General features: G+C 67.1%; 27 protein-coding genes, 1 tRNA gene and 1 pseudogene. 11 read left to right on the forward strand and 18 right to left on the reverse strand.

Annotated elements, in window-relative coordinates; all coding sequences use genetic code 11:
* The first annotated feature begins 9 nt into the window (after positions 1-9).
* The gene (gene phoU / locus INQ43_RS08685; protein ID WP_194037631.1) at positions 10-738 is read left to right on the forward strand and encodes a phosphate signaling complex protein PhoU; all 729 of its coding nucleotides are present in this window, start codon (positions 10-12) and stop codon (positions 736-738) included.
* A gap of 87 nt (positions 739-825) precedes the next feature.
* Complete coding sequence (gene rnt, locus INQ43_RS08690; protein WP_194036183.1) at positions 826-1,518, forward strand: ribonuclease T; 693 nt, start codon at positions 826-828, stop codon at positions 1,516-1,518.
* 33 nt (positions 1,519-1,551) lie between these two features.
* Here the strand turns inward: rnt and sugE are convergent, their stop codons facing one another.
* From sugE to INQ43_RS08710, 4 genes are all read right to left on the reverse strand, one after another.
* Positions 1,552-1,869, reverse strand: a complete 318-nt coding sequence (gene sugE, locus INQ43_RS08695) for a quaternary ammonium compound efflux SMR transporter SugE (RefSeq protein ID WP_193983844.1) — start codon at positions 1,867-1,869, stop codon at positions 1,552-1,554.
* A gap of 365 nt (positions 1,870-2,234) precedes the next feature.
* Positions 2,235-2,996 (reverse strand): 23S rRNA (guanosine(2251)-2'-O)-methyltransferase RlmB, encoded by a 762-nt coding sequence (gene rlmB / locus INQ43_RS08700; RefSeq protein WP_194036184.1) that lies wholly within the window; start codon positions 2,994-2,996, stop codon positions 2,235-2,237.
* A gap of 97 nt (positions 2,997-3,093) precedes the next feature.
* Positions 3,094-3,402, reverse strand: a complete 309-nt coding sequence (locus INQ43_RS08705) for a type II toxin-antitoxin system RelE/ParE family toxin (RefSeq protein ID WP_194036185.1) — start codon at positions 3,400-3,402, stop codon at positions 3,094-3,096.
* Entirely contained in the window at positions 3,399-3,674 is a 276-nt protein-coding gene (locus INQ43_RS08710; RefSeq protein ID WP_194033918.1) for a YlcI/YnfO family protein, read from the reverse strand. Before INQ43_RS08710 ends, INQ43_RS08705 begins: the two co-directional genes overlap by 4 nt.
* A 169-nt stretch (positions 3,675-3,843) precedes the next feature.
* On the opposite strand from INQ43_RS08710, the gene INQ43_RS08715 reads away from it, so the two are divergent.
* Complete coding sequence (locus INQ43_RS08715; protein ID WP_194036186.1) at positions 3,844-4,983, forward strand: P1 family peptidase; 1,140 nt, start codon at positions 3,844-3,846, stop codon at positions 4,981-4,983.
* Between the two features lie 60 nt (positions 4,984-5,043).
* Here INQ43_RS08715 and INQ43_RS08720 read toward each other — a convergent pair whose 3' ends face one another.
* From INQ43_RS08720 to INQ43_RS08740, 5 genes are all read right to left on the reverse strand, one after another.
* Positions 5,044-5,478, reverse strand: coding sequence for an HIT family protein (locus tag INQ43_RS08720; protein WP_194036187.1), 435 nt, complete (start codon positions 5,476-5,478; stop codon positions 5,044-5,046).
* A 54-nt stretch (positions 5,479-5,532) separates the two neighbouring features.
* Positions 5,533-5,904, reverse strand: coding sequence for a hypothetical protein (locus tag INQ43_RS08725; protein WP_194036188.1), 372 nt, complete (start codon positions 5,902-5,904; stop codon positions 5,533-5,535).
* A gap of 172 nt (positions 5,905-6,076) precedes the next feature.
* Entirely contained in the window at positions 6,077-7,474 is a 1,398-nt protein-coding gene (locus INQ43_RS08730; RefSeq protein ID WP_194036189.1) for a hypothetical protein, read from the reverse strand.
* 127 nt (positions 7,475-7,601) lie between these two features.
* Positions 7,602-8,333, reverse strand: a complete 732-nt coding sequence (locus INQ43_RS08735; protein ID WP_194036190.1) for a phospholipase D family protein — start codon at positions 8,331-8,333, stop codon at positions 7,602-7,604.
* Positions 8,334-8,356: 23 nt separating this feature from the next.
* Positions 8,357-8,641: a hypothetical protein gene (locus tag INQ43_RS08740; protein WP_194036191.1), complete on the reverse strand. Its 285-nt coding sequence runs from the start codon at positions 8,639-8,641 to the stop codon at positions 8,357-8,359.
* A 105-nt stretch (positions 8,642-8,746) separates the two neighbouring features.
* Here INQ43_RS08740 and INQ43_RS08745 point away from each other — a divergent pair, with 105 nt between their 5' ends.
* Entirely contained in the window at positions 8,747-8,956 is a 210-nt protein-coding gene (locus tag INQ43_RS08745) for a hypothetical protein (protein WP_194036192.1), read from the forward strand.
* Positions 8,957-9,009: 53 nt separating this feature from the next.
* Here the strand turns inward: INQ43_RS08745 and INQ43_RS08750 are convergent, their stop codons facing one another.
* From INQ43_RS08750 to INQ43_RS08780, 7 genes and pseudogenes are all read right to left on the reverse strand, one after another.
* A complete protein-coding gene (locus INQ43_RS08750; RefSeq protein ID WP_194036193.1) occupies positions 9,010-9,387 on the reverse strand; it encodes a PH domain-containing protein in 378 nt (125 codons plus the stop codon).
* A 97-nt stretch (positions 9,388-9,484) separates the two neighbouring features.
* A complete protein-coding gene (locus tag INQ43_RS08755) occupies positions 9,485-9,787 on the reverse strand; it encodes a hypothetical protein (RefSeq protein WP_194036194.1) in 303 nt (100 codons plus the stop codon).
* 56 nt (positions 9,788-9,843) lie between these two features.
* The gene (locus tag INQ43_RS08760; protein WP_194036195.1) at positions 9,844-10,086 is read right to left on the reverse strand and encodes a hypothetical protein; all 243 of its coding nucleotides are present in this window, start codon (positions 10,084-10,086) and stop codon (positions 9,844-9,846) included.
* 47 nt (positions 10,087-10,133) lie between these two features.
* Positions 10,134-10,319: a hypothetical protein gene (locus INQ43_RS08765; protein ID WP_194036196.1), complete on the reverse strand. Its 186-nt coding sequence runs from the start codon at positions 10,317-10,319 to the stop codon at positions 10,134-10,136.
* Positions 10,320-10,390: 71 nt separating this feature from the next.
* Positions 10,391-12,859 (reverse strand): ribonuclease R, encoded by a 2,469-nt coding sequence (rnr, locus tag INQ43_RS08770; protein ID WP_194036197.1) that lies wholly within the window; start codon positions 12,857-12,859, stop codon positions 10,391-10,393.
* A 65-nt stretch (positions 12,860-12,924) separates the two neighbouring features.
* The gene (locus INQ43_RS08775; RefSeq protein WP_194036198.1) at positions 12,925-13,209 is read right to left on the reverse strand and encodes a lipid-A-disaccharide synthase N-terminal domain-containing protein; all 285 of its coding nucleotides are present in this window, start codon (positions 13,207-13,209) and stop codon (positions 12,925-12,927) included.
* A 95-nt stretch (positions 13,210-13,304) separates the two neighbouring features.
* Positions 13,305-14,015, reverse strand: a pseudogene (locus INQ43_RS08780) (glycosyltransferase family 2 protein); the annotation flags it as partial.
* A gap of 162 nt (positions 14,016-14,177) precedes the next feature.
* Here INQ43_RS08780 and INQ43_RS08785 point away from each other — a divergent pair.
* The gene (locus INQ43_RS08785) at positions 14,178-15,893 is read left to right on the forward strand and encodes a glycosyltransferase family 39 protein (protein WP_194036200.1); all 1,716 of its coding nucleotides are present in this window, start codon (positions 14,178-14,180) and stop codon (positions 15,891-15,893) included.
* A 497-nt stretch (positions 15,894-16,390) separates the two neighbouring features.
* Here the strand turns inward: INQ43_RS08785 and INQ43_RS08790 are convergent.
* Positions 16,391-16,477 (reverse strand) — tRNA-Leu (locus tag INQ43_RS08790).
* A gap of 261 nt (positions 16,478-16,738) precedes the next feature.
* Between INQ43_RS08790 and rnk the strand changes: the two genes are divergently transcribed.
* The 3 genes from rnk (at position 16,739) to INQ43_RS08805 (ending at position 20,257) form a co-directional block, all read left to right on the forward strand.
* Positions 16,739-17,155: a nucleoside diphosphate kinase regulator gene (gene rnk, locus INQ43_RS08795; RefSeq protein ID WP_043957764.1), complete on the forward strand. Its 417-nt coding sequence runs from the start codon at positions 16,739-16,741 to the stop codon at positions 17,153-17,155.
* A 190-nt stretch (positions 17,156-17,345) separates the two neighbouring features.
* Positions 17,346-19,589 (forward strand): DNA topoisomerase IV subunit A, encoded by a 2,244-nt coding sequence (gene parC, locus INQ43_RS08800; RefSeq protein ID WP_194036201.1) that lies wholly within the window; start codon positions 17,346-17,348, stop codon positions 19,587-19,589.
* 11 nt (positions 19,590-19,600) lie between these two features.
* Positions 19,601-20,257 (forward strand): thiopurine S-methyltransferase, encoded by a 657-nt coding sequence (locus INQ43_RS08805; RefSeq protein WP_194036202.1) that lies wholly within the window; start codon positions 19,601-19,603, stop codon positions 20,255-20,257.
* Positions 20,258-20,310: 53 nt separating this feature from the next.
* Here INQ43_RS08805 and asnB read toward each other — a convergent pair whose 3' ends face one another.
* Complete coding sequence (asnB, locus tag INQ43_RS08810) at positions 20,311-22,005, reverse strand: asparagine synthase B (RefSeq protein ID WP_194036203.1); 1,695 nt, start codon at positions 22,003-22,005, stop codon at positions 20,311-20,313.
* A 407-nt stretch (positions 22,006-22,412) separates the two neighbouring features.
* Here asnB and INQ43_RS08815 point away from each other — a divergent pair, with 407 nt between their 5' ends.
* From INQ43_RS08815 to INQ43_RS08825, 3 genes are all read left to right on the forward strand, one after another.
* Positions 22,413-23,279, forward strand: coding sequence for a pirin family protein (locus INQ43_RS08815; protein WP_194036204.1), 867 nt, complete (start codon positions 22,413-22,415; stop codon positions 23,277-23,279).
* Between the two features lie 31 nt (positions 23,280-23,310).
* Positions 23,311-23,934 carry an NAD(P)H-dependent oxidoreductase gene (locus INQ43_RS08820; RefSeq protein WP_194036205.1) on the forward strand — a complete coding sequence of 208 codons (624 nt, stop codon included), beginning with the start codon at positions 23,311-23,313 and terminating at the stop codon, positions 23,932-23,934.
* Positions 23,935-24,087: 153 nt separating this feature from the next.
* Entirely contained in the window at positions 24,088-26,361 is a 2,274-nt protein-coding gene (locus INQ43_RS08825) for a M28 family peptidase (RefSeq protein WP_194036206.1), read from the forward strand.

Consider the following 26,361-nt stretch of genomic DNA (forward strand, 5'->3'; position numbering starts at 1 on the left):
ACGAACGCGATGGACGGCTCCGGCGCCGGGATTCGGCAGGGCCACGATGCGGAACAGCTGCGCTTGCTGCAGGAAACCCTGCGCATGGGCGAGCTGGCAGCGGTGCAGCTGGAGGGCGCACTCGCCCTGCTGGCCCGCAACGACCCTCCGGCGGCCACGCGGCTGATCGCCGCAGACGCCGCCATCGACGCGCTGGAGCAGCAGATCAGCCACGACGTGATGCAACTGGCCCTGCACGGACCGATGGCGCGCGACCTGCGCGGCATCCTGGCCGCGTTGCGCATCACCTCCGACATCGAGCGCATCGGCGATTTCGCGGCCAACCTGGCCAAGCGTTCCACCGTGCTCGGCGACACCCTGCCGCGGCAGCGAATCGCCACGCTGCAGGGCATCGGGCACCTGGCGGTGACCCAGTTGCGGGAGGTGATGGCGGCCTATCGGGACCACGACGCCGAAGCTGCGCGCGCGGTGAGGGAGCGCGATGTGGCCATCGACCGGGCCTACACCGCGGTGTTCGCGGAGTTGCTCGGCGACATGATGGGCGACGCGGCAACCATCCCGGCCTGCGCCCACCTGCTGTTTGTCGCCAAGAACCTGGAGCGCATCGGCGACCACGCCACCAACATCGCCGAGAACGTCTGGTTCCTGGTCCACGGCGACGATCCGCTGCCGCCGCGGGAGAAACGCGACCACAGCAGCACCCTTGCGCCCGGCGACGCCAGCAACACGGCGCACTGATCGCCGGGTTGCCGGAGTGCATCGGCACGGCCTGCGGACGGTCCGCGCGCACCGGGGCGTTCGCCCGCCTCTGCTAGGCTTTCCGCCATGACCGACGCCGCGCCCTCCGCCTCCACGCCAGGTTTGCCTGACGCCCCCACCACCTCGCCGCTGGCCACACGCTTCCGCGGCTTCCTGCCCGTGGTGGTCGATGTGGAGACCGGCGGTTTCGACTGGAACCGCCACGCGCTGCTGGAAATCGCGGTGGTGCCGGTGGACATCGACGAGAACGGCCTGCTGGTTCCCGGCAAGACGGCCAGCGCGCATGTCATTCCGGCGCCCGGCCTGGACATCGATCCCAAGTCGCTGGAGATCACCGGGATCGTGCTGGACCACCCGTTCCGCTTCGCCAAGGAAGAGCGCGCCGCGCTCGACCATGTGTTTGCACCGGTCCGCGAGGCGCTGCGCCGGCACGGCTGCCAGCGCGCGATCCTGGTCGGCCACAACGCGCACTTCGACCTGAACTTCCTCAACGCCGCGGTCGCGCGCACCGGCCACAAGCGCAATCCGTTCCACCCCTTCAGCGTGTTCGACACGGTCACCCTGGCCGGGGTCGCCTACGGTCAGACGGTGCTGGCGCGGGCGGCGGCGGCGGCGGGCATCGAGTGGGACGCCAACGAGGCGCACTCGGCGGTGTATGACACCGAGCGCACGGCCGAGTTGTTCTGCCAGATCGTCAATGCGTGGCCGGCGCCGATGCCGGGCGTGGCGCCGCTGGCGCGGGCACCTGCGTCGCGCTGAGGTATCGGTGGTTTGCGGCGTGCGGCCGCGGGCTTACGGGGTCGCGAGTTTCAGGCCGACCATGCCGGCGATGATCAGGGCGACGCTGCCGATGCGCAGGGCGTTGACGGGTTCGTCAAACAGGACCACGCCGAGGATCACGGTGCCCACGGCCCCGACGCCGACCCAGATGGCGTAGGCGGTGCCGACGGGCAGGCTCTTCATCGCAATGCCGAGCATCCAGACGCTGATCGCCATCGCCACCAGGGTGCCCACCGTCGGCCAGAGGCGGGTGAAGCCCTCGGAGTACTTGAGGCCGATGGCCCACGCGATTTCGAACAGGCCGGCGGTGAGGAGGATGATCCAGTTCATGGCGTTCTCCGGGTCAATGGGGTCGTCCCCGGGTGAGATGAAGCGGCGGGGTCGTCCCCTGGTGACGCGGGAGGCGTCTGCCGGGTATCCCGATCAGTCGCTCCACGATATTCGCTTGGTGATCGGGACACCCGGCAGACGCCAGCGGTATGGCGCGATGATGGTGGTTATGCCGGCAGGCGCCGCCGATGGGTTGCGGCGGCGGAAGAAATCAAAAGCCGGAGTAGTGGATACCGGGTGTGGATGCCCTTGGGTGTGAAGTAAAGGAGGAGGCACCGGCTTCATCGGTGCCGGAGGACATTCATACCCAAGGGCATTCACACCCGGCGCTCCGTGTGGCGATGGTTCCGGACCCGCAAACCGGGTCAGCCGCTGACGCGCTGGCGGACGGCTTCGAAGAGGGTGACGCCGGCGGCTACGGAGACGTTCAGGCTTTCGACGCCGGCACCGCCGTCGGCGCCGGGCATGGGGATGTTGACGAGCTGATCGCAGTTTTCGCGGGTCAGGCGGCGCAGGCCGTCGCCTTCGCCGCCGAGCACGAGGCCGACGTTGCCACGCAGGTCGACGTTGTACAGGCTGCCTTTGGCCTCGCCGGCCAGGCCGTACAGCCAGACGCCGAGTTTCTGGAGGTCGCGCATGGTGCGGGCCAGGTTGGTGACGGGGATCACCGCGACGCTGTCGGCGGCGCCGGCGGAGGTCTTGCGCACGGTCGCGTTGACCTGCACGGCCTTGTCCTTGGGAAAGATCACCGCGGTCACGCCCGCCGCCGCGGCGCTGCGCAGGCAGGCGCCGAGGTTGTGCGGGTCCTGGACGCCGTCGAGGATCAGCAGCAAAGCGCGGCCTTCGGCGGCGGTGACGAGGTCTTCCAGTTCGTTCTCGTCCCAGGTTTTCGCCGCTTCATAGCGCGCGACCACGCCCTGGTGGCGCAGGCTGCCGGCGACGCCGGAGAGCGCCTGCTGGTTGACCCGGCGCACGTCGATGCCGAAGCGGCGGGCGGAGCCTTCGATCTCGGTCAGGCGCGGGTTCTTGCCGCCCGCCTCGATCAAGACCTCGCGCACGTTGTCGGCGTCGTGCTCGATCGCGGCGGCGACGGCGTTGATGCCGGCGATCCATTGTTTCTGGCTCATGGGGGTCGGGAGCGAATGGGGGGCGGCCATTGTAGGCGGGCGCGTTGACACCTGCCTTCTCAGGGCTGCCGGCCGACGGCGTGATGGTGGCGCGGCGTCAGTGGTAATCGTCCTCGCGCTGATGGCGCACCGCCAGCACTGTCACCACCTGATTCGGTTCGATTTCAAACAACACCACGTAGCCCTTGGCACCGAACGGTATCAGCAGCTCCCGCAGCAGGGGCATGCCAGATGCAGCCTTGCGGCAGGCGTACGGGGAGAACGCGAGCATCGCAACACCGGCACGTATGGCATCCAACGCCCGCTCGGCCAGCGGCCAGTCGGGCGGGTCGCGGTCGAGGATGAAGTCGTAGAGCTGGTGCAAGTCGTCTTCGGCATCCTGCGTGAAGCGGACTTGATGATTCATCGTGGCTTGCCGCCCTGGCGTCTGGCGGCGAGCCGTTCTTCCAGGCCGGCGACAACGTCCGCGGCGTCGATATAGCTGCCCGCCGCTGCGGCCTTGTCGCGTGAGGCCAGTCCGCGCTCGATGAAATCGCGCTGCGATTGGCGTCGCTCGACATTGGCCCGGACGGACTCCTCGACGAAGCTGGACAGGCTTTCGCCTTCGCGCAGCACGTCTTCCGCCGCCTGGCGCAGACGCGGATCGACCCTCAACGAAGGCAAGTTGGCGGTTTTCATAAAAACCCCTTGCGTTGCAATTGCGATGCAGTATTCATCGCCTTCGCGCCAGTGTCCAGAACGCAGGCGTCATCTTCCGTCGGAACGGCGCAACGCCGCGCGTTCTGGTGCGACACCTGCCAACGGTTTTACGGTTAGGGTTGCGTTCGGACCGCCGGAGGGAACCAACATGCCTGTACGCCTGCTCGTCGTCGCCCTGCTGTGGGCCGCCTGCACGCCTGCACTGGCGCAGCAAAAAAACCTGCGCGATTACGGCATCGAAGTGGGCGTGCTGGCGCCCGGCCAGTGGAACGCGATCACCGATGTGCCGGGGGTCGAGGTCGGCCACACGACGCTGGTGCGTGGGAAGAACATCCGCACCGGCGTCACCGCGGTGCTGCCGCATGCCGGCAACGTCTTCCAGGACAAGGTTCCGGCCGCGGTGTACGTAGGCAATGGCTTCGGCAAGCTGGCCGGCTCCACCCAGGTCGCCGAGCTCGGCACGCTGGAGACGCCGATCATCCTGACCAACACCCTGGGAGTGCCGGTCGCAGCGGACGCGCTGATCGACCACACCTTCTCGTTTGCCGACAACGCCGACGTGGGCTCGGTCAACCCGGTGGTCGGGGAAACCAACGACGGTTACCTCAACGACATCCGTGGCCGCCATGTCACCAAGCGCGACGTGCTGGCGGCGATCAAATCGGCGGCTGGCGGCCACGTGGCGCAGGGGAATGTCGGCGCAGGCACCGGCACGGTCGCGTTCGGCTTCAAGGGCGGCATCGGCACGTCCTCGCGCAAGCTGCCCGGCAACCTGGGCGGGCATACGGTGGGCGTACTGGTCCAGACCAACTTCGGCGGCGTGCTGAGCGTGGACGGCGTGTCGATCGGCAAGGCGCTCGGCAAGCACTACCTGAGCGACGCGCTCAACGACTCCCCCGACGGCTCGTGCATGATCATCGTCGCCACCGACGCGCCGCTGGACGCCCGCAACCTGGAGCGGCTGGCCAAGCGCGCGATGCTCGGCCTGGCCCGGACCGGCGGCATCGCCTCCAACGGCAGCGGCGACTACGTGATCGCGTTCTCGACCAACGAGTCGGTGCGCGTGCCGCACGACTCCGACAGCCCGACCCGGCAGCTGACCGTGCTGCGCAACGACGCGATGTCGCCATTGTTCGTGGCCGCCATCGAGGCGACCGAGGAAGCCATCCTCAACTCGTTGTTCCAGGCCGAAACGACGGTGGGCCGCGACGGCCACGAGGTCAAAGCGCTGCCGGTGGATGAGGTGCTGGGGATCATGGAGGCGCGGGGGTATCGGGTTTTGCGTTGAGCTGGAGCGCCGCATCCAGCGCATCGGCCGGGTTCGACAGCGTCGCTATCGAAGGAATCGCTAGCTTGCCGCACCCAACACCAGCGCCAGCTTGGCGGCCACCCGGTTGAGCTCATCCCTGTTTGCCGGGTCGTCGAATCCCGGCGGAAGGTTCCAGCTGAAACCGTCCCCCACGTGCCTCGGGTTCACATGAATATGGGCATGGAAAACGGTCTGCGATGCGGCAGCGCCGTTGCACATCACGATGTTGACGCCATCGCAACGGATATCGGTATTGCCATATGACTTGGCAATCTGCTGAGCGACCTTGAACATGTGGCCCGCCGTCGAGGGTGGCAGGTCGAAGATGTTCACGTGGTGCGCGTTGGGGATGACCAGAGCATGGCCTTCGTTCACGGGCTCGATCGTCAGCAATGCGGTGCACGTGTCGTCGCGATAGATGATGCTCGCCGCAGACCATCCGGAAAGGATTTCGCAAAATATGCAGCTAGCCATGTGCGGTCCCGGGTCATGCCGACGCCAGTTTTGGCGTTCAGATTGAAGCGACGGTCAGGCGGCGCACCACAACGCGATGCCGCCAATGGCGAACAGGATCAACCACGCCAGATGCCTGCCGCGGGTGAAAACCAGCGGCAGGAAGCCACTGACAACGAAGGTGGCGCCGATGATGTTCAGCATTTCGGAAACTGCGAGGTCTCCCCGACCTGCGTACAGAAGCAGCACGCCGAAGCCGAACCACGCGACGGTGGTGATGTGCCAGGCAAAGCGCAGCGTGCGCACGGTGAACTCCGGGCTGCCAAAGAGCTTCGGCATGTCGGCGCGCCGGAACAGGCGCGTAAGGATGTACTTCTCACCGAGTACCGAGTGGGCGATGCCAAGCGCGACGGAGAGAAATGCCGCGAAGTAGAGGAGTGCCGCCATGGCCGCTTACCCATTCAAGGTCTGAACAATGCACCTGTCCCACGCGACAATAGCCCGGATTGAACCGGTCATCGCGAGGGTTGCTGACCTCGGGGGACTACTTTCACTTCTGCCAGCGACGGAGCCGGCAATCGACAGCGCACGCGACTCACGCGACGCGAAGGATGGAAATTCAGTTCTCGTCCAACACATGCCCGCGCTGTGACTTGAACACGGCCTCGGCGCCGGGGTGGTTGACCGGGTCGCCGTTGGCGTCGGTGGGATAGCCGAGCTCGTACATCACATCGCTCAGCTTGGCGCCGTCTTCTTCATAGCCTTCGACAATCGAGTCGATGATCTGATCGCTCAGCATGTCCACGCCGGTACGCGAGCCGCTGGCGGCCGGGCCGCCGCCGGGAAGGCCGGCGATCTTCAACGCGCCACCAAAGATGTCGCGGATCATCTCCGCCTGCGCGACCCGGTCGTCGGTCACAGTGCGCACGCCGGCCTCGACCGCGCCCATCAGGTAGCCCAGGTTGTGGGCATTGGCGTATTGCCCGTCGGCGTCGGTCTCGATAAACCGCGTGGCCGGGTCGCCCTGCAGGTCATCGCCCTTCTGCACCTTGGTGATCAGTTCACCGACCTGCTCCTCACGACCGGCGGCCAGCTGCTCGGTGACGTAGGTGACCAGGGCGCTGCCGTCATGGTCCACCACCTCCAGCCGCGCCACGATGGCGTTCACATCGGTGTTGATCAGCGTGGTCATGGAATTGGCGAGCGTGTCGCGCGCGCCCTCGTTGCGCGAGTCCGTGCCTACCCCGAACGGCACCGCACCGTTGTCGCCGCCGCCCTGGACGACCGCGAGTTTCTCCGACGCCAGTTCGAACACGTCCGCCTTGACGTTGGGGTCGCTGCTGGACGCGGCCGCGTCAACGATGCGGCCTGCCAAGGTGGTGTCGAAGTTGGTGATATTGCCGTTGCGGCTGCTGGTTTCGGCCTGGCCGATGCCGGCCTGCATGACGGAAGCTTGCTGGCTGTCGCTGAGCGCGTTCCAGGCGTCGTCGAAGTACTCGCCCTCCAGGCTCGCCAGCACCTCGGCCACCGCAAGCGCATCGGGATCGGCAAGCAGCTTGTCGGTCACGTCATTACGGTGCGTCGGTTCAGGGTCGAAGTGCGCATCACCGGTATTGGTGCGACCGGCCATGGCCTCGATAAACGCCTGCTTGGCTTCCGGCGAACGGTGGGTGGCGACCGCCGCACCCAGTTCACGGATGCTGTCGGGGTTGCCGGAGGCATCGAAGGCCGCAACCATGCGCACCATCTGCTCGGCATCCAGGCCCTCGGCCAGCTTGTTGAACAAGGTCTGCCGCTCATCCGCGCTGAGGCTGCCCAGACTGCCGTGGATCTCGCCGGCCCAATTCTCCAGCTCCGCATCGCTCATCCCGGCGATGACGTCGTTGCGCTCGGACGGGCTCAGGTCCGCCAACGTGTTGTTGATGGACTTGAGGTCGCCGTGGGAAACGTCCCAATCGAAAATGCCTTGGGAGAGGCGGTCCTTTATGGAGTTGATCGCGTTGTCTACCGTGCTCATGGAAATCACCAAGATCCGGGTTCGCCTCCATCCTCCGGATCGCGGAGCGGAAGGGGAACTAGGGGTGACCCCATGCTCGTCGGTGTAGCCCTGGTGACGGTAGTAATCAGCGGCGACCCATGATCGGTCAGGCGTCCGTCGCTTCTGGCCAGAGGAAATACGCCCCAAAGCGTGGACTCACGCGGAGCTCGCCTCCGGCGGCCTTGCCGGCATCGGTCAGCACCTGCTTGCCGTCCTTCAGCTCCAGATGGCCTTTGGCGACCATGCGGTCGAGGAAGTCGCCGGTCTTGAGGCCGAGTTTGCGGGCCAGCTTTGAACTGGCCAGCTTGCCCACGTCGTCGGCGCCGTCCTGATCGGTTGCCGCGTCAGCGGCCTGCTCCGCTTCCGCCGGCTTTTCTTCGGGCCGGGTCGCCACCCGCTCCATCGAGATACGCACCTCGTCGCTGATGCGGATGATGCGCTGGGCTTCCTCATAGGCCTCGCGATACAGCTCGGCGTCTTCCGACCGGCGGATCAGGATGCCCATCTCGTTGTTGTTGACCTGGCTGAACTCGTAGAGGTTGAGGCTGGTGATGATGCACAGCTCCTCATTGAGGTAGCACTTGGCGTGGAGGTTCTTGCAGAAGCTGGTGCGGATATAGGTCTGCTCGCGCAACCAGCTGATCTCCAGCGGCTGCAACTCGCTCTTGCCGTAGACCATGCGCACGTCGATCTTCAGCCGATTCTTGTCGGCCAGCAGTTCCTTGATGCGGTCGTTGAGTTTCAGATACGGACTGATGAGGATCAGCCGGTCCTTGGCGTCCTTGATGAGCTCTTCAAGGAAGTAATTGGTTGCGCTGGTATTGAGAAACTTTGCCATGACGTTTGCCTGTCAGAGACAGGTCACACCTCGCCGGGCCGGTCGGCGTCGGGGAGCCTGGGCGCCATTGCAGTCCGGGTTGCGGCCAGTTCCGCTGCGATGCGGGCAAGCTCGGCGTTGGTCTTCTTCGATTCGGCGATGATCTCGGCGAGCTTGTCCTTGGTGCCGAAAATCGCGAACGGCAGGAAGAACCACAGCACCGCGAGAGCGAACGCGAAAATTGTGAATACGAGGCCCAGACCTCCGGTCATCATTCCCATCTCAATCCCCTTGTAGAAGTCAAAAAATCCCCAGAGCGAGTAGACCACGTATGCCTTTGCGGAGCCACGGGGTCACGGGGCCGCGCCGGATTGCCGCTTGGGCTCGCATCACGGCGCAGGTATCGTCTACAGCCACATCAGGGGGGAAGTTGAATGGCGCGCCGAAGAACCAGTCCACTCGATGAGATCGCTTCACTGCCATGGCATGTCGGCGTGACGCTGGGGATCATCGCGTTTGTTTTCGTACGCAGCGGTGGCGGTGGGTTGATGGCGCCGCTGGCCTGGGTGTTCCTGGGCGGGTGCTGGCTGGCAGCCGCGGTGTCGTTCCTCAGGGGCTGCTGCAAAGGCACGCCGCCGGCGTAACGGCTACTTAAGCCGCGGTCCCGGCTGTGGTGCCTGGTGACCGCGCTCCATCGTCAACCGAGCACATATCCCGCGAGCACCGACTGGACCTCGTAGATGCTCAGCTTCTTGTTGAAGGTTTTCTGCACCGGTGTTGCCGTCCCGGAAATCCAGATCTTCAGCTCCGCATCCAGATCGAAGCTGCCTGCGGTCTCGACGCTGAAGTGGGTGATGCTTTTGTACGGGATCGAGTGGTACTCGACCTTGCTGCCGGTCAGTCCCTGCTTGTCCACGAGGACCAGCCGCTTGTTGGTGAACACAAAGTAATCGCGGATGAGCTTGTAGACGTGCTCCACCGCCTCTCCTGGCGCGAGCACCTCCGCCAACTCCTGCTCGATCGCGGCATTGTCGATCTTGGATGCGTTGCCGAGCAGGCCATCGAGAAGTCCCATGATTTCCCCTGTTGTTCGGTCGCCAATCGCGACCTGTGGTTTATACGCCAGCGTGCTTTGCGCCGGTGACCGAGCGCCCCACCCGGCCTTTGCAGGCTTAGAACTTTTCTGCGCCCAAGCTAAGCCATATACCGACTATCAGGATCGCAGCCACCATGATTCCAAAGAGCAATGCGGATAGCCCGGGTTCGCGCAGGGAGACAAGGCCGGATATCAGGAAGCCGACCGGAAGCAGCAGCAATCTGTTCCCCGCCCAGCGATGCAAGGCTGCGGCATCTTTGACATTCGCATAGTTAACGACGTTGAGCGGCCGTGAGCTCCCGGCAAAACGAACGGCCAACCCTACTCCGAGAAGTATGGGCACCAATAGCAATTGGACGATTGCAAGCAATGAAGCCACGCGATCTACACCTGAGCTGAGCCGCGCCGCGAGGCGGTGTCGGCGTGCGGAAACTTTCAGACATTGCCCGAGGGTATGTGCTCGAAAGGCAGCTTTCCCTTCAGCGCAAAATACCCCAACAGATATATCCCGTAGATGGCGCCCAGCGAGGTCAGCATTTCCAGCCAGCTCAAGTCTGCGGTAGAAGCCACAAACTGATACGCGCGCCACCCGAGTGCCGTAGCGCCGCCCGCCGCCAAGGCGCCGCTGACTAGACGGAGAACAACACGGGAGTCAACAATTTCCTGGTCTGTCGTCATGGACTGTCCTTTTCTCAGGCTCAACGAAAGCGACTTGAACGGCCTAATCACTGAGTAAAGTCGCCCCGAAGCGGCGTCGGCTCGAACGCATTTTCAGGCCGTCCGCCGACGGTCGCGCCACGCTGGAACTGCGCGCCCCACTTGCTGACGAAGGCGTCGGCGTTGGCGTTTGCGTCGGCTTCGGCGTCGGTATTGCCGGAAACGGAACTGCGCTGTTGTGCGTCATCGGCCACGTGTCGAGTCCCCTGCCTGCGGTGTGTGGTGCCGCAGGCAGGATACGCGATGGCGCGGTCCGCTCAGGCGGTCAGCTTTTCTTCCTGCGGCCCTTGGCGGCGGGCTTCTTGCCGGGTGCGTCGGCCTGCGCATCGCTCTGCGCTTCCGCCTCTTCGCCCGGCTTGCGCGGCTTGCCGTCGCCGGCCAGGCGGAAGTCGATCTTGCGCTCCTCCAGGCTGGCCTTCATCACGATGATGCTGACGCGGTCGCCCAGGCGGTATTCGCGGCCGGTCTTGTCGCCGGTGAGCGTCTTGCGAATCGGGTCGAAGCGGTAGTAGTCGTTGGGCAGCTGGGTCACGTGGACCAGGCCGTTGACCTTGGACTGGTCCAGCTCGACGAACAGGCCGAAGCTGGTGACGCCGCTGATCACGCCGTCGAACTCGCTGCCCACGTGCTGCTCCATCCACGCGGCGCGGTAGCGGTCGTCGACCTCGCGCGAGGCCTCGTCGGCGCGGCGGCCGCGCTCGGAGCTCTGCAGGGACAGCTGGGCCATGTCGCTGGGCGAGTAGCGGTATTTCTCCGGCGCCGCACCGCTCAGTGCGTGCTTGATGGCGCGGTGCACCAGGAGGTCGGGGTAGCGGCGGATCGGCGAGGTGAAGTGGGCGTAAGCCTCCAGCGCCAGGCCGAAATGGCCGATGTTTTCCGGCTGGTACACGGCCAGGCTCTGGCTGCGCAGCAGGACGGATTCGATCAGCGGCGCCTCGGCGCGCTCGCGGGTGTTGCGCAGCAGCTGGGTGTAATCGCGCGGCTGCACCTTCGACCACGGCGGCATGCGCAGCTGGAACTCCTTGAGGAACTCCAGCAGGTCTTCGTATTTCTGCTCCGGCGGGCGGTCGTGGGTGCGGTACGGGGCAACCACTTCGGCGCCGATCAGGAACTTCGCGGCCTCCACGTTGGCCGCGATCATGCATTCCTCGATCAGCTTGTGGGCGTCGTTGCGCACCAGCATGCCGGCCTGGATCACTTCGCCGCGCTCGCCCAGGACAAAGCGCACTTCGCTGGATTCAAACTCGATCGCGCCACGCTTGGAGCGCGCCTTGGCCAACACCTGGTAGAGCTGGTGCAGGCGCTGCAGGTTGGGCAGCAATTCGCCGACCTGCTGCTGCGCTTCCTCGCGCGCCTCATCCTCGATGCCATCGCCGATCGCGTTCCAGACCTGGTTGTAGGTCAGGCGCGCGTGCGAGCGCATCACCGCTTCGTAGAATTTCGACTCGGTCACCTGGCCCATGCGGTCCACCTGCATGTCGCAGACGAAGCACAGGCGGTCGACCTTGGGCTTGAGCGAGCAGATGCCGTTGGACAGCACCTCGGGCAGCATCGGCACCACAAAACCGGGGAAGTAGACCGAGGTGGCGCGGTTCTGCGCCTCCTCGTCCAGTGGCCGGCCGGGGCGCACGTAATGGGACACGTCGGCGATGGCGACGATCAACCGGAAACCGTCGCGGTTGGGTTCGCACCACACCGCGTCATCGAAATCCTTGGCGTCCTCGCCGTCGATGGTGACCAGCGGGAACGCACGCAGGTCCACGCGGTTCGCGGTTTCCTCAGCCTGCACCTCGACCGGGATCGCGCCCGCCTCGTCCAGCACCTCGGGGGCGAATTCGTGCGGGATGTTGTGGCCGTGGATCGCGGCCTGCACCGCCAGCGAGGCGGTCAGCTTCTCGCCCAGCACGGTCAGGATGCGGCCCATCGGCGGGCGGCGCGCATCAGGCGCGCGGGTCAGCTCGCACACCACCAGGTTGCCCGGCTGGGCGTCGCCGCGACCCTCGGGCGGAATCAGGATGTTGCGCTGGACGCGGCGGTCGTCGGGCTCCACGTAGCAGATGCCGTCATCGACGATGAAGCGGCCGATCATCCGGCTCATCCGGCGCTCGAGCACCTCCAGGATCGTGCCTTCCTGGCGGCCGCGGTTGTCCATGCCGGTGAGGCCGGCGAGGACGCGGTCGCCGTGCATGACCTTGCGCATCTCGTAGGGCGGCAGGAACATGTCATCGCCGCCGGCATCCGGGCGCAGGAAGCCGTAGCCGTCCGGGTTGGCGATCACGGTGCCGGGGACGAGGTCGAGCTGCTGGGCGGGGACGAAGCCGCCGCGCCGGTTCTGCAGCACCTGGCCGTCGCGCACCATCGCCCGCAGGCGGGCGGTCATCGCATCGAAGCGGTCGGGCTCGGTGAGGGCGAGCTTGGTCGCCAGCGCCTCGGCGTCCATCGGACCGTCGGCGGCCGCCAGCAGCTGCAGGATCATCTCGCGGCTGGCGATGGGCTGGTCGTAGCGCGCGGCCTCGCGGGCGGCAAACGGATCGGCCAGCTTGCCGTCCTTGCCCGTGTCAGGGTGCAGCGGCGCCAGCGGCGGCTTGGGACCGCCGCGCGGTGCGTCGGGCAGCCAGCCGGGCTTCTTGCCCTTGGGCTTGCCGCCTGCGGCGCCTGCTACGGATTTCGGGGTTCCGGCCTTGCCGGTCGATTTGGACGGCTTGCGGCCGCGCTTGCTGGGGGGCTTGGTCATGGAGGGGATGTTACAGCCCGACCACGTCAACGGCAGGTGGCTGGCGGCGCTTCGCAGCAGCGAGGTCAGGCGTCGCCGGTGTCCGCGCTCAACTTGCCGCGCCGGATCAGGTGCAGGTTGCGCAGGTAGATGAACAGCCCGGTGGACTGGCCGACGATGAACACCGGGTCGGCGCGGTGAATGGCGTACGCCAACAGGACCGTACTGCCGCCCAGGCTGAGGTACCAGAACGCCGTCGGCACCACGCTGCGCTGCGCGCGCTCGGAGGCCAGCCACTGGATGATGAAGCGCGAGGCGAACAGCGCCTGGCCGACGAACCCCACGACCAGCCAGGTGGTGAGGGTGCTCATGCGCTGCTCCTGTCCATCTGGATGGCGCGCTCGCCAGGGGTCTGGTCCGAGTCGAGCGCGTCCGAATCGAGCGCGGACGGAAGCACCTTCGCCACGCGGTTGCGCCGGACCAGCCAGGCCACGCCCCACAGGTCCGACAGGCCGACCAAGGCGCGGCCGAGGTTGGTGTAATGCGACGTGCCGGCGCCGCGCGGGCGGTGGTTCACCGGCACGCTGATCGTGCGCCAGCCGGCCCGCTGCATCAGCGCGGGCAGGTAACGGTGCATGTGGTCGAAGTACGGCAGGTCGAGGAAGGCCTCTCGCTCGAACAGCTTGATGCCGCAGCCGGTGTCGGGGGTCGCGTCGTGCAGCAGCGACTGGCGCACCGCGTTGGCGATCCGCGAAGCGAGGCGCTTGTCCCAGCGATCGCGGCGTTTGGTCCGCCAGCCGGCGACCAGGCGGATGTCGTCACCAGCGGCGTCGCGCGCCGCCAGCAGGCGTGGCAGGTCGGCGGGATCGTTCTGGCCGTCGCCGTCCAAGGTGGCGATCCAGCGGCCGCGCGCGGCTTTTACCCCAACCCGGATCGCGGTGCTCTGGCCGGACTGTTCGGCAAGCGGCAGCACGCGCAGTTCGGGGATCCCGGCAGCCGAGCGGCGCAGTTCCTCAAGGGTATTGTCGGGGCTGGCGTCGTCGACGCACAGCACCTCGAAGCGGACCACGCCGCGCAGTGCGGTGCAGACTTCGCCCAGCAGCGCGCCGATATTGCCCGCCTCGTTATGCAGCGGAATCACCACGGACAGCTCCGGGACGTCCTCGCTTGCGGCCAAGCGAAAAGGTCGTTCGAAACGCACGGGCTGGACGCGATCAACGCGCATTGGTGGAATCTCCGAACCGGGTGAGAATGATAAACACCGACCCGTGGACGCGTTGTTAGATTTACCTCAACAGCAACGCGCTTCGCCGGTCGCCCTGCTGATCGAGACCTGCGAATGCATGTTCCGCGCCTGAGCCCCCCGCACTCCGTCTGGTGGATCTTGCTGTTGGGCGCGCTGGCGCTTGGGGCGGGGCTCGGTCTTCGCGACCCCTCGCCGCCCGACGAGCCGCGCTTCGTCCTCGCCGCGCAGGCCATGGTCGAGAGCGGGCAATGGGCGATCCCGCACCGCGGCGTCGAGCCCTACGCACACAAGCCGGCGCCCTTCATGTGGCTGCAGGCGCTCGCCTACACCGTGGTCGGCAACTGGCGCGTCGCCTTCCTGCTGCCCTCGCTGCTCGCCGCGCTCGGCACGCTGTGGCTGACGACCGACCTGGCGACGCGCCTGTGGGATCGTCGCGCTGGCCTGCTTGCGGGCTGGGCGCTGCTCGCCTGCCTGCAATTCGGGCTGCAGGCGAAACGCGGCCAGATCGACATGGTGCTGGTGTTCTGGACGACGCTGTCGCTGTGGGCGTTGTCGCGCCACCTGCTGCGCGGACCGGATTGGCGCGCGCTGGCGCTGGGCGGAGTGGCTGCCGGCATCGGCACGGTGACCAAAGGCGTCGGCTTCCTGCCGCTGCTGATCCTGCTGCCGTGGTGGCTGGCGCGCCGGCGCGGGATGCAGCTGCCGATGGACGGCTACCGCGACGGGCGCTGGTGGTGGCTTCCGGCCGGGTTCCTGATCGGCGTCGGCGTCTGGCTGTTGCCGATGCTGTGGACGGTGGCCCGCAGCACCGACCCGGCGCTGCACGCCTACGCCGCCGAGATCCTGCTGAAGCAGACCGGCACCCGCTACGCCAATGCCTGGCACCACGTAAAGCCGGCCTGGTACTACCTGCAGGTGATCGCGACCCTGTGGCTGCCGGGCGCCCTGCTGCTGCCCTGGCTGGTGCCGCAATGGTGGCGCCGGATCCGCGCCGGCGACGCGCGCGTGCTCCTGCTGGTCGGCTGGGCGGTGCTGGTGCTGCTGTTCTTCACCGCCAGCCCGGGCAAGCGCGAGGTGTACCTGTTCCCCGCCCTGCCCGCGCTGTGCGTTGCCGCGGCATCGCTGCTGCCCGCGCTGCTGGAACGGACGTGGGTGCGCCGGGTGCTGCTGGGCTACGTGGTCGTGCTGGCGTCCGCGGCGCTGGTGCTGGCGGCCGGCGGACTGTCCGGAACAGGTTGGCTGGATGGCGTGGCCAGCGAACGTGCACTGGATGCCGCCACGGTCCGCTCGCTGCTGCTCTGGGCCGGCGTACTGGGGCTGGGAGGGCTCGTGCTCGCGGCCTGGGGACGCACCGCGCGCGCCGGCGTGGTCTCAGTCGCCTTCAACCTGCTGTTGTGGACGGTGTACGGCCTGGGACTTGCGCCGGCGCTGGACGCCAGCAGTTCGGCCCGGGAAATGATGCAGCAGGTGCGTACGCGAATCGGCCCGGAGGCGACGCTGGGCCTGGTCGGCTGGCGCGAACAGCACCTGCTCCAAGCCGCCGGTCCGGTTACCGAGTTCGGCTTCTCGCGCGACGAACGCCTGCAGTGGCGCGATGGCGTGGCGTGGCTGGCGACCGACCCGGCCCACCACTGGCTGTTCGCGCTGAAGGAGGCGGCGGACAGCTGCGTCGATCCCGCGCAGTTGATCCAGCTGGGGCGTTCCAGCCGCCGCGACTGGGTGCTGGTGCCCGGCAGTGCCTATCTGCCGGGCTGCGTGCCGCCGCTGCCGGCGGACCTGCACGTTTCAGCGGCCGCCGCTCCGGACTGAGAGACGTACCGGGGGCTCGCGGCGTGAGCCGGGGGCCTTACAGGTGGACGGGGGCGCCGGGAGCGGATGCCCTTGGGTGTGAATGTCCCCCGGCACCGGTGAAGCCGGTGCCTCCTCCTTTATTTCACACCCAAGGGCATCCGCACCCGTCCATCAAGCGTGGTGGCCGTTGTTGACGCGCCAACCCGACTGACGGGACCTGCAGGCCTTCGGGGCGAAATAAGGGAGGAGGCATTCGCCGCAGGCGGATGCCGGGGGACATTCGCCCGGAAGGCGTGCAGGTCCCGTCCCCTCCCGCCGCTGACGGGTGCAGGGGACATTCGCCCGGAAGGCCTGCAGGTCCGGTCCCCTCCTGCCGCTGACGGGTGCCGGAGGACATTTCACCCGGAAGGTCTGCAGGTCGCGCTGTGCGCTCCGGACCGAACGAGTGGGCAACAAAAAACCCCGCCGGGGCGGGGTCTTCTGTGGTGTCCGACCTGGTAGTGGTCGAACGATGTTGGTGCCCGGGAGAGGACTCGAACCTCCACGGAGTTGCCCCCGCTAGCACCTGAAGCTAGTGCGTCTACCAATTCCGCCACCCGGGCAAACCGCAGAGCGTTTGTTGCTGTGCGGGCCGCGTATGTTGCGTTGGCGTGAACCGCTTGTCAACGGCAAAAGACGTTCCCGGCAGAAAAGGTGGGACAATACGGCCACTTCCGGGGGTCCTGCCTGACATGGCGCGACCCCCTTTCTACAGCTGTGATTGCTACACCCGTGATCCGGGTCTACTTTGGACCCACTGCAAAGACCCGCGGGCGACGCGCACTTCAGACGCATCGCCCGCTTCGCTATTGGAGATTTGAAGCATGCACGCTACCTCCGTCCCGCCGCTGTTGGTCTCCCGCCTTGATTGCGAGCGACTGGAGTCGCTGCTTGAGCAGCCGCTCGCCAAGGGCCTCAACACCGAGCCGTTGCGCCGCGAGCTCGATCGCGCCGAGTTGCTCGAGCCCAAGGAAATGCCGGACGACGTCATCACGATGAATTCCACCGCGCGCTTCCGCGACGTCAACAGCGGCGCCGAGCGCGAGCTGACCCTCGTCTACCCCAAGGATGCCGACGGCAGCCCGGAGAAGGTGTCGATCCTGGCCCCGGTTGGCAGTGCCCTCCTCGGCCTGCACGTGGGCGCGGTCATCGACTGGCCGGTACCCAGCGGCCGCACCATCACCCTGGAAGTGCTGTCGATCCGCTACCAGCCCGAGTCGTCGGGCGAACTGCACCGCTGAATCCGCACCATCGCCAGCCCGCTGCGCCCCATTGCAGCGGCGAAGTGCCAAACCGGCCGGACGCGCCAGCAGCGCTTCCGGCCTTTTTCTTTGGTCTCCGTCGGAGTCACCAACGCGTCCAGCGTGGCACTTGATCGGCGGTTAGAATCGACTCCCTCCACCGCTCCGCTGCACGAGTCCACGGCACCCCATGACCGATTCCGTACGCGCCGCCTTCCACGGTTACGAACAGCTCCCCCTGCGTGAATATGCCGAACGCGCGTACCTCGACTACTCGATGTACGTGGTGCTCGACCGTGCGCTGCCGTTCCTGGGTGACGGGCTGAAGCCGGTCCAGCGGCGGATCATCTTCTCGATGAGCGAGCTGGGACTGAACGCCGGTTCCAAGCCGAAGAAGTCCGCGCGCACCATCGGTGACGTGATCGGCAAATACCATCCGCACGGCGACAGCGCCTGCTACGAGGCGATGGTGCTGATGGCGCAGCCGTTCTCGTACCGCTATCCGCTGGTGGAAGGCCAGGGCAATTTCGGCTCCAGCGACGACCCCAAGTCGTTCGCGGCAATGCGCTACACCGAGTCCAAGCTGACCCCGCTGGCGGAGGTCCTGCTGGGCGAACTGGCGCACGGCACGGTGGACTGGAACCCCAACTTCGACGGCACGCTGGAAGAGCCGACCTGGATGCCGGCGCGGCTGCCGCACCTGCTGCTCAACGGCACCACTGGCATTGCCGTGGGCATGGCCACCGACGTCCCGCCGCACAACCTGGGCGAAGTGGTCAGCGCCTGCATCCGCCTGCTCGATGATCCCGACGCGACCACCGTCGACCTGTGCGAGCACGTACGCGGCCCTGACTATCCGACCAGCGCCGAGATCATCACCGCGCGCAGCGACCTGCTGCAGATGTACGAGACCGGCCTTGGCAGCGTGCGCGCCCGCGCCGTGTTCGAGCGCGAGGGCAACTCCATCGTCATCACCGGCCTGCCGCACCAGGTCTCGCCGGGTAAAGTGATCGAGCAGATCGCCACCCAGATGCGTGCCAAGAAGCTGCCCTGGCTGGAGGACATCCGCGACGAGTCCGACCACGCCAACCCGACCCGGATCGTGCTGTTTCCGCGCAGCAACCGGGTCGATGTCGAGCAGCTGATGGGGCACCTGTTTGCCACCACCGACCTGGAAAAAAGCTTCCGGGTCAACATGAACGTGATCGGCCTGGACGGCCGCCCGCAGGTCAAGGGCCTGCGTGCCTTCCTCACCGAGTGGCTGACCTTCCGCACCGACACCGTGACCCGGCGCCTCAAGCACCGGCTGGAGAAGGTCGAGCAGCGCCTGCACCTGCTGGAAGGCCTGCTGGTCGCGTTCCTCAACCTGGATGAAGTGATCCGCATCATCCGCAGCGAGGACGAACCGCGCCCGGTGCTGATGGAGCGCTTCGACCTCAGCGAGGCGCAGACCGACTACATCCTGGAAACCCGCCTGCGCCAGCTGGCCCGCCTGGAAGAGATGAAGATCCGCGGCGAGCAGGACGCGCTGGCCAAGGAACGCGACCAGCTGGTGGCTCTGCTGGGCAGCAAGGCCAAGCTGAAGAAGCTGGTCAAGGACGAGCTGCTGGCGGATGCGAAGAAGTTCGGCGACGCCCGCCGCTCGCCGCTGGTGGCACGCGGCGCGGCGCAGGCGCTGTCGGAAACCGACCTGGCGCCCAGCGAGCCGATGACCGTGGTGCTCAGTGAAAAGGGCTGGGTGCGCGCGGCGAAGGGCCACGACGTGGATGCGGCCGCGATGAACTACCGCGAGGGCGACAGCCTGCTGGCCTTCACCCGCACGCGCAGCAACCATCAGGTCGCCTTCCTCGACTCGGCCGGCCGCAGTTACTCCACCGTGGTCCACGGCCTGCCATCAGCGCGCGGCAACGGCGACCCGCTCACGGCCCGCTTCTCGCCGGCCGGGAAGTCCTCGTTCCAGGCCCTGGCCAGCGGCGACAACGACCAGCGTTTCGTTCTCGCCAGCAACCACGGCTACGGCTTCGTGACCCGCTTCGAGAACCTCACCAGCCGCAACAAGGCCGGCAAGGCGATGCTCTCGCTGACCCCGAATGCCAGCGTGCTGCAGCCTGCGGCGGTGGGTAATCCATCGCAGGACCGCGTGGTCGTGGCCACCAGTGCGGGCCACCTGCTCGCGTTCCCGGTCGCGGACTTGCCGGAGCTCGACAAGGGCAAGGGCAACAAGCTGATCGACATTCCGCGCGCGAAACTGGGCACCGAGCGGGTGATCGCCGTCGCCGTGGTCGCCGAAGGCGGCTCGCTGCTGGTCAACTCCGGCGCGCGCACGATGACCCTCACCTGGAAAGATCTTGACGCCTACACCGGCGCCCGCGCCGCCCGTGGCGGCCTGCTGCCGCGTGGTTGGCAGAAGGTCGACGGCCTGCAGGCGGAATAGGAGCCGCACGGATGGAACCCGACTTCTGGCAACAGCGCTGGCAGGAAGGCCGCATCGGCTTCCACCAGGACCGCGAGACGCCGCTGATGCTCAAGCATTGGCCGTCGCTGCAGGTGCCGGCCGGCAGCCGGGTGTTCGTGCCACTGGCGGGCAAGAGCCTGGACATGCTGTGGTTTGCCAGCCAGGGCTATCGGGTGTTCGGCGTGGAGCTGGCCCTGGCCGCTATCGAGCAGTTCCTCGCCGAGCATGCCCTGCACGCTGAAACACGCGCCTCAGCCGCGGGCCAGCATTACCGCGCCGGCGATCTGGAGCTGGTGCATGGAGACGTGTTCGCCCAGGATCCCGCCGAGTTGGCCGCGTGCGACGCCGTCTACGACCGTGCCGCGCTGATCGCGCTGCCGCCCGCCCTGCGCCAGCGCTACGCAAGCGAGGTGTACGGCCGCTTGCCCAGCGGTTGCCGCGGCCTGCTGATCACCCTGGAATACCCGCAGATCGAGAAGGCCGGTCCGCCCTTCAGCGTCGAGGAAGCCGAGGTGCGGGCGTTGTTCAGTCCGCAGTGGGAGGTCGGCGTGCTCGAGCGACGCGAGATCCTGTCGCAGCAGCCGAACTTCATTGCCGATGGCGTCAGCGCACTGCAGACCGTGGTGTACGAGCTGCGCCGACGGTAGCTTCGCGCCCCGCCCGGCCCGGCCCCGGACCGGGCGCCGGGCAGGAAGCCGGTTCACGCATTGGCCGCCTGGTGGACGCCGCGCATCGCACGCCCCGACGGGTCGGCCGCGTTGGCGAAGGACGCATCCCAGGCCAGCGCCGTCTCGGTGGAGCAGGCGATCGACTTGCCGCCCGGCACCGTGCGCGCGCATGCATCGCCGGGAAACTGCTGCTCGAACACCTCGCGATACCAGTAGCCTTCCTTGGTGACCGGGGTGTTGATCGGGAAACGCGCGGCGGCCTCGGCCAGTTGGGCGTCGCTCACCGTGGCCTCGGCGTGGTCCTTGAGGCCGTCGATCCAGCCGTAGCCGACGCCATCGCTGAACTGCTCCTTCTGGCGCCACAGGATCGAGTCGGGCAGATAGCCCTCGAATGCCTCGCGAAGCACCGACTTCTCGATGCGGACCGTGCCGTCCGGGCGCATGCCGACCATCTTGGCGCTGGCGTCCATCTTCATCGCGACCTCCATGAAGGCCACGTCCAGGAACGGCACCCGCGGCTCCACGCCCCAGGCCATCATCGACTTGTTGGCGCGCAGGCAATCGTAGTTGTGCAGGGCGTCGATCTTGCGCACCAGCTCCTCGTGGAATTCGCGCGCGTTGGGCGCCTTGTGGAAGTACAGGTAGCCGCCGAAGATCTCGTCGCTGCCCTCGCCCGACAGGACCATTTTCACGCCCATCGCCTTGATCCGGCGCGCGAGCAGCAACATCGGGGTGGACGCGCGGATGGTGGTGACGTCATAGGTCTCGATGTGCCGGATCACCTCGGGAATGGCGTCCATGCCCTCCTCCTGGGTGTAGGTGAAACCGTGGTGTACCGTCCCCAGCGCCTCGGCGGCGACCTCCGCGGCAGCCAGGTCGGGCGAACCTTCCAGGCCGATGGCGAAGGAATGCAGGCGCGGCCACCATGCCTCTGCCTGGTCGTCCTCCTCGATGCGCTTGCGCGCGAACCGCGCGGCGCAGGCGGCGACCAGCGAGGAATCCAGCCCGCCTGACAACAACACGCCGTACGGCACGTCGCACATCAGTTGCCGGTGGACCGCAGCCTCGAAGGCTTCGCGCAGCTCGGCGGGATCGACACGCACATCGACGGTGGCGGCATGCTCGCGCCACGGCCGCTGGTAGTAAGCGACCAGCTGGCCGTCCGCGCTGTCGTAAAAGTGCCCCGGCGGAAACTGGGCGACGTCATCGCAGAGGTCCGCCAACGCCTTCATCTCGGAGGCCACGCACAGCCGTCCGGCCCCATCGTGGCCCCAATACAGCGGCACCACGCCGATCGGGTCACGCGCGATCAGCACACGCTGCGCCCCGCGATCCCACAGGGCGAAGGCGAAGATGCCATTGACGCGGTTCAGCCAGCCGCCGATGTCGGCGTCCTCGCGGAACAGCGCGCTGATGACCTCGCAGTCCGATTCGGTCTGGAAGTCGTAGGCCTGCCGCAACGACGCCTTCAGCTCGCGGTGGTTGTAGATCTCGCCGTTGACCGCCAGCACCAGGTCGCCGTCGGCCGAGCGCATCGGCTGGGCGCCACCGGCCGGATCGACGATGGCCAGGCGCTCATGGACCAGGATCGCCGCCTCGTCGACGTACACGCCGCTCCAGTCCGGCCCGCGGTGGCGCTGGCGCCGCGACAGTTCGAGCGCGAGCGGCCGCAGTGCTTGCAGGTCGTCACCGGTTTGCTGGCGGAAGATGCCGAGGATCGAGCACATGGGGCGAACTCCTGATGGATGGAACGTGGAAAGAAGGGAAAAAAAAGGCCCGCACTTCGCAGTGCAGGCCTTGGATTCGATTCGTGCGTTTTGTCGTACGCGCTAGTCGTCGGCCTGCGGGAGGCGGACGTTGTTATTCGAGTTGAGCTGCGCAGCAACGCGCGTCGCACACGGCGTGGAGCCGATGACGAAAGACGCGTGGAAAAGCCGGGCGGGAGCGAGATGCATTGGCCGAGCTTCCACCATCGGGATGCGAGGCGCAAGCTCCCTGCTCCGCAAGCAAGCACGACATTGTCCTTTATATGGAACGATGCGAGTGATACTTGCTCACTACCGACACAAACGTCAGCAAGTAAAATGACGCCCATAGGTCTGGACCCCACCGGACCCGCGATCAAGAGAACCCCATGAAGAAAGTCCTCGGCATCTACAGCGCGCCCCGGCCGCATTGGGTCGGCGACGGTTTTCCGGTCCGTTCGCTGTTTTCCTACCAAGGCCTGGGCCAGCACCTGAGCCCGTTCCTGTTGCTGGACTATGCCGGCCCGATGCGGTTCGAGCCGGCCGCCCGGCCGCGCGGCGTGGGACAGCACCCGCACCGCGGCTTCGAAACCGTCACCATCGTCTACGAGGGCGAGGTGGAGCATCGCGACTCCACCGGCGCCGGCGGCACCATCGGCCCGGGCGATGTGCAGTGGATGACCGCCGCCTCGGGCATCCTGCACGAGGAGTTCCACTCGCACGCGTTCACCCGCACTGGCGGCACGCTGGAGATGGTGCAGCTGTGGGTCAACCTGCCGGCGAAGGACAAGATGGCCGCGCCCGGGTACCAGACGCTGGTCGATGCCGACATCTCTTCCGTGCCCCTGCCCGGAAATGCGGGAAAGGTCCGGATAATTGCCGGTGAGTACGCCGGCCACGCCGGTCCGGCGCGCACCTTTACCGCCATGAACGTCTGGGACGTGCGGCTGAGCAAGGACCATTCCAGCCAGTTCGAACTGCCCGAGGGTCACACGGCGGCGCTGGTCGTCCTGCATGGCACCGTGCAGGTCAACGAAACGCAGATCGCCCGCGAAGGGCAGCTGGTGATGCTCGACCGTGCCGGCAGCGACGTGCTGCTGGAAGCCAACACCGACGCCACCGTACTGCTGCTCAGCGGGGAACCGATCGACGAGCCCATCGTCGGCCACGGCCCGTTCGTGATGAACAGCCAGGCCGAGATCCACCAGGCCATCGCGGACTTCGACGGCGGTCGCTTCGGCCGCATGCCGCATTGACTTCCATCCCAAACATCAAAAGGAGCTCCACTTGAAACCCAAACTCCATGTCGTCATCGCCAGCACGCGCCCCGGTCGCGTCGGTCCCGCCGTCGCCCGCTGGTTCAGTGACTTTGCCGCCCGCCACAGCGCCTTCGAGGTTAAACTGGTCGATCTGGCGGACTTCAAGCTGCCGATCTACGACGAGCCCCGTCACCCGGCGATGCAGCAGTACGAGCACGCCCACACCAAGGCCTGGTCGGCGAGCGTCGCGGCGGCCGACGCGTTCGTGTTCGTGACCCCCGAGTACAACTTCAACCCACCGCCGGCGCTGGTGAACGCGTTGAACTACGTCTACCGCGAGTGGAACTACAAGGCCTGCGGCTTCGTCAGCTACGGCGGCGTGTCGGGTGGCATGCGCGCGGTGCAGATGGCCAAGCAGCTGGTGACCACGCTCAAGATGATGCCGATGGTCGAAGGCGTTGCCGTGCCGATGGTCGGTCAATCCCTGGACGGGGAAGGGGCGTTTGTCTCCAACGAGCTGATCGATCATTCCGCGCAGCAGATGCTCGACGAGCTGTCCAAATGGACCGGCGCACTGGCGAGTCTGCGTCCGCAGGAGGCCAAGAGGGCCGAATCCCGAGCGGTCGCGCCGCTCGTCGCAACGCCCGCCTGAGGGTTCATGCTGCCGCTGGGCATTGATCGAATCCACTGAACCGCATCCCATCTCGGCGCCGTTATGATCGGCAGGCCGCCGTCGCGGCTTGGTCGGGGGAAGAAGATGCCGCACAAGAGACGACCCGCTGCTGCGGTTCCGCATGCAGCCGCCATGCAGCCGGGAACCGCGCGCTGGGTCCCACTGGCCATGATCGTGTTGTTCGTGCTTTCCGCTGCGTTGTCGATGCGCGGCGACCAGACACCCGCGGCCATCGGGGTGGATGCGCCGGCCACCGTGTTTTCGGCGACGCGAGCGGGCACGGTGCTGGCACGGGTGCTCGGCGACGAGCAGCCCCACCCCACCGGCAGCGCTGCCAACGCGCAGGTGCGTGATCGCATCGTCGCCGAGTTGGCGCGCATCGGGGTGCAGGCCCAGATCCAGCGGCGGTTTGCCTGCGGCGGCAGCACCTGCGCGACGGTGGAGAATATCGTCGCCCGGATCCCGGGCGAGAGCGCGGAACAGGCCGTCCTGCTCGCCGCCCACTACGACTCGGTCGGTGCGGGGCCAGGAGCGTCCGACGACGGCGCCGGCGTTGCCACCCTGATCGAATCGGCACGCGCCCTGCTTGCTGGCCCGCCGCTGGCCCGCGACGTGTGGCTGCTGGCCAGCGACGGCGAGGAACTCGGCCTGATCGGCGCGGAAGCCTTCGTGCGCGAGCCCGCGTTCGCCCGCATCGCGACGGTGATCAACCTGGAGGCCCGCGGCACGCGCGGGGCGAGCCTGTTGATCGAGACCCAGCCGGGCAACGCGCAGATCATCGCGGCCATGCGTAGGGCGCTGCCTCGCGCCAGCGGCTCATCGCTGGACTACGAGATCTACCGCAGCCTGCCCAACGACACCGACTTCAGCGTGTTCCGCCGTGAGGGGCGCGAAGGCCTGAACTTTGCGTGGGCGAAGGGCGCTGCGCGCTACCACACCCCGCTGGACAACCTCGCCCATCTCGATCTGGGCTCGCTGCAGCACCACGGCGACAACGCATTGGCGATGACGCGTGAACTGGCGGGACGGCCGCCGGCCACTGCGGAGAATGTCGCTGGCGACGCCGCGAAAGACGCGGTGTTTTTCAACGTGTTTGGCGCGACCTTTGCCGCGTGGCCGGTGACGCTTAACCCGATCCTGCTCGCCCTTGGGCTGGTGCTGTGGCTCGCGCTCGGGGCGCGCCTGGTCCGGCGCGGTTCGCGCCCGGCAGCGCTCGCCTCCGCGTCGTTTGCGATGCTGGCGCTCCTGGCAGTGCTGGCCGGGCTGGGCTGGGGAATGTACGCGCTGCTGCAGGCGCTGGGCGCAATGCCGGCGATGTGGACCGCGCAAGGCCCGCTGCTGGTCACCGCCTTTGTCGCGCTGGCGCTTCCGGCGATGCTGCTGGGCGGCTACGGGGTGCAGCGCTGGTGCGGCCTGCCGGCTCTGGCGCTGGCGACCTTGCTGCCGTTTGCGATTGTCGCGGCCGCGGCGGTGGCGGCGATGCCTGGAGCCAGCTACCTCGGCCTGCTGCCGCTGTTGGCGGCGGCCATCTGCGCGCACTTTGTTCCGGGGAGAGCGGTGCTGTGGGCGGGCATCGCCGCGGTCGTGGCGGCCGGCCTCTGGTTTCCCTACGCCGTGGATTCCTACGCGGCCATCGGGCATTCGGGCTTGACTGCCACCACGCTGTTGAGCGGTGTCATCGTGCTGCCCTTGTTGCCCGCGCTGCTGAGCCTGGGCCGCGCGGCGGGCGCACTGGCACTCGCCGGACTGGCGGTGACGTTCGCCTGCGCGATGCTCGCCCTCGCCCGGCCCGCGTTCGATGCGGATGTGCCACGTCCGGCGAACCTGTTGTACGCCGGCGGCAGCGACTCGGCGCGCCTGTACCTGCAACCGCGCGCGACCATGCCGGCGGGCTTCATGCGCCAGGCGGGTTTTGCCGACGTCTCCCGGCCGGTCACCGCGTGGCTGGGGTGGGGTTATCCCGGAGCGGAGGGACCTGCACTTTCGGCGCCCACGTTGCAGGTGGAGTCCGACATCATTCGCGATGGCCGACGCGAGATCGCCATTCGTGTGTCGTCCAGCCGAGCCGCCAGCGAAGGCGGGTTGATGGTGCCGGGCGACATCGAGGTGTCCTCCATCCGGGTACAGGGGCAGCCGTTGGCGCCCTCACGCTGGCACGCCGAGTCGACGCGCTGGCGCCGTATCGCGGTCGTCGGGCTGCCGCCGGAGGGCGCGGTGTTCGGGTTTGAAAGCGCGCCCGGACGGGAGATCGAGCTGTTCGGCTACGACCGTTCGGCGGGGATCCCGGCCGATATGGTCACCGCGCTGCGTGAGCGCGATGCGGTGGCGATGCCGATCCACGGCGGCGATTCGACGGTTTCGTGGCAACGCATCGCCGTGGCCGAGGTGCCGCAGGCGCAAAAATGA

Source organism: Lysobacter sp. H23M47, from assembly GCF_015209765.1.
Lineage (GTDB): Bacteria > Pseudomonadota > Gammaproteobacteria > Xanthomonadales > Xanthomonadaceae > Novilysobacter > Novilysobacter avium.

Excerpts from the sequence above, each read along its gene's own strand:
- INQ43_RS08805 (WP_194036202.1), top strand. The coding sequence starts at position 19,601 with ATGGAACCCGACTTCTGGCAACAGCGCTGGCAGGAAGGCCGCATCGGC.
- INQ43_RS08825 (WP_194036206.1), top strand. The coding sequence starts at position 24,088 with ATGCAGCCGGGAACCGCGCGCTGGGTCCCACTGGCCATGATCGTGTTG.
- parC (WP_194036201.1), top strand. The coding sequence starts at position 17,346 with ATGACCGATTCCGTACGCGCCGCCTTCCACGGTTACGAACAGCTCCCC.
- INQ43_RS08720 (WP_194036187.1), bottom strand. The coding sequence starts at position 5,478 with ATGGCTAGCTGCATATTTTGCGAAATCCTTTCCGGATGGTCTGCGGCG.
- INQ43_RS08745 (WP_194036192.1), top strand. The coding sequence starts at position 8,747 with ATGGCGCGCCGAAGAACCAGTCCACTCGATGAGATCGCTTCACTGCCA.
- INQ43_RS08750 (WP_194036193.1), bottom strand. The coding sequence starts at position 9,387 with ATGGGACTTCTCGATGGCCTGCTCGGCAACGCATCCAAGATCGACAAT.
- rnt (WP_194036183.1), top strand. The coding sequence starts at position 826 with ATGACCGACGCCGCGCCCTCCGCCTCCACGCCAGGTTTGCCTGACGCC.
- INQ43_RS08760 (WP_194036195.1), bottom strand. The coding sequence starts at position 10,086 with ATGACGACAGACCAGGAAATTGTTGACTCCCGTGTTGTTCTCCGTCTA.
- rnr (WP_194036197.1), bottom strand. The coding sequence starts at position 12,859 with ATGACCAAGCCCCCCAGCAAGCGCGGCCGCAAGCCGTCCAAATCGACC.
- phoU (WP_194037631.1), top strand. The coding sequence starts at position 10 with ATGGACGGCTCCGGCGCCGGGATTCGGCAGGGCCACGATGCGGAACAG.
- sugE (WP_193983844.1), bottom strand. The coding sequence starts at position 1,869 with ATGAACTGGATCATCCTCCTCACCGCCGGCCTGTTCGAAATCGCGTGG.
- INQ43_RS08705 (WP_194036185.1), bottom strand. The coding sequence starts at position 3,402 with ATGAATCATCAAGTCCGCTTCACGCAGGATGCCGAAGACGACTTGCAC.
- INQ43_RS08715 (WP_194036186.1), top strand. The coding sequence starts at position 3,844 with ATGCCTGTACGCCTGCTCGTCGTCGCCCTGCTGTGGGCCGCCTGCACG.
- INQ43_RS08735 (WP_194036190.1), bottom strand. The coding sequence starts at position 8,333 with ATGGCAAAGTTTCTCAATACCAGCGCAACCAATTACTTCCTTGAAGAG.
- INQ43_RS08725 (WP_194036188.1), bottom strand. The coding sequence starts at position 5,904 with ATGGCGGCACTCCTCTACTTCGCGGCATTTCTCTCCGTCGCGCTTGGC.
- INQ43_RS08710 (WP_194033918.1), bottom strand. The coding sequence starts at position 3,674 with ATGAAAACCGCCAACTTGCCTTCGTTGAGGGTCGATCCGCGTCTGCGC.
- INQ43_RS08785 (WP_194036200.1), top strand. The coding sequence starts at position 14,178 with ATGCATGTTCCGCGCCTGAGCCCCCCGCACTCCGTCTGGTGGATCTTG.
- rnk (WP_043957764.1), top strand. The coding sequence starts at position 16,739 with ATGCACGCTACCTCCGTCCCGCCGCTGTTGGTCTCCCGCCTTGATTGC.
- asnB (WP_194036203.1), bottom strand. The coding sequence starts at position 22,005 with ATGTGCTCGATCCTCGGCATCTTCCGCCAGCAAACCGGTGACGACCTG.
- INQ43_RS08775 (WP_194036198.1), bottom strand. The coding sequence starts at position 13,209 with ATGAGCACCCTCACCACCTGGCTGGTCGTGGGGTTCGTCGGCCAGGCG.
- rlmB (WP_194036184.1), bottom strand. The coding sequence starts at position 2,996 with ATGAGCCAGAAACAATGGATCGCCGGCATCAACGCCGTCGCCGCCGCG.
- INQ43_RS08815 (WP_194036204.1), top strand. The coding sequence starts at position 22,413 with ATGAAGAAAGTCCTCGGCATCTACAGCGCGCCCCGGCCGCATTGGGTC.
- INQ43_RS08730 (WP_194036189.1), bottom strand. The coding sequence starts at position 7,474 with ATGAGCACGGTAGACAACGCGATCAACTCCATAAAGGACCGCCTCTCC.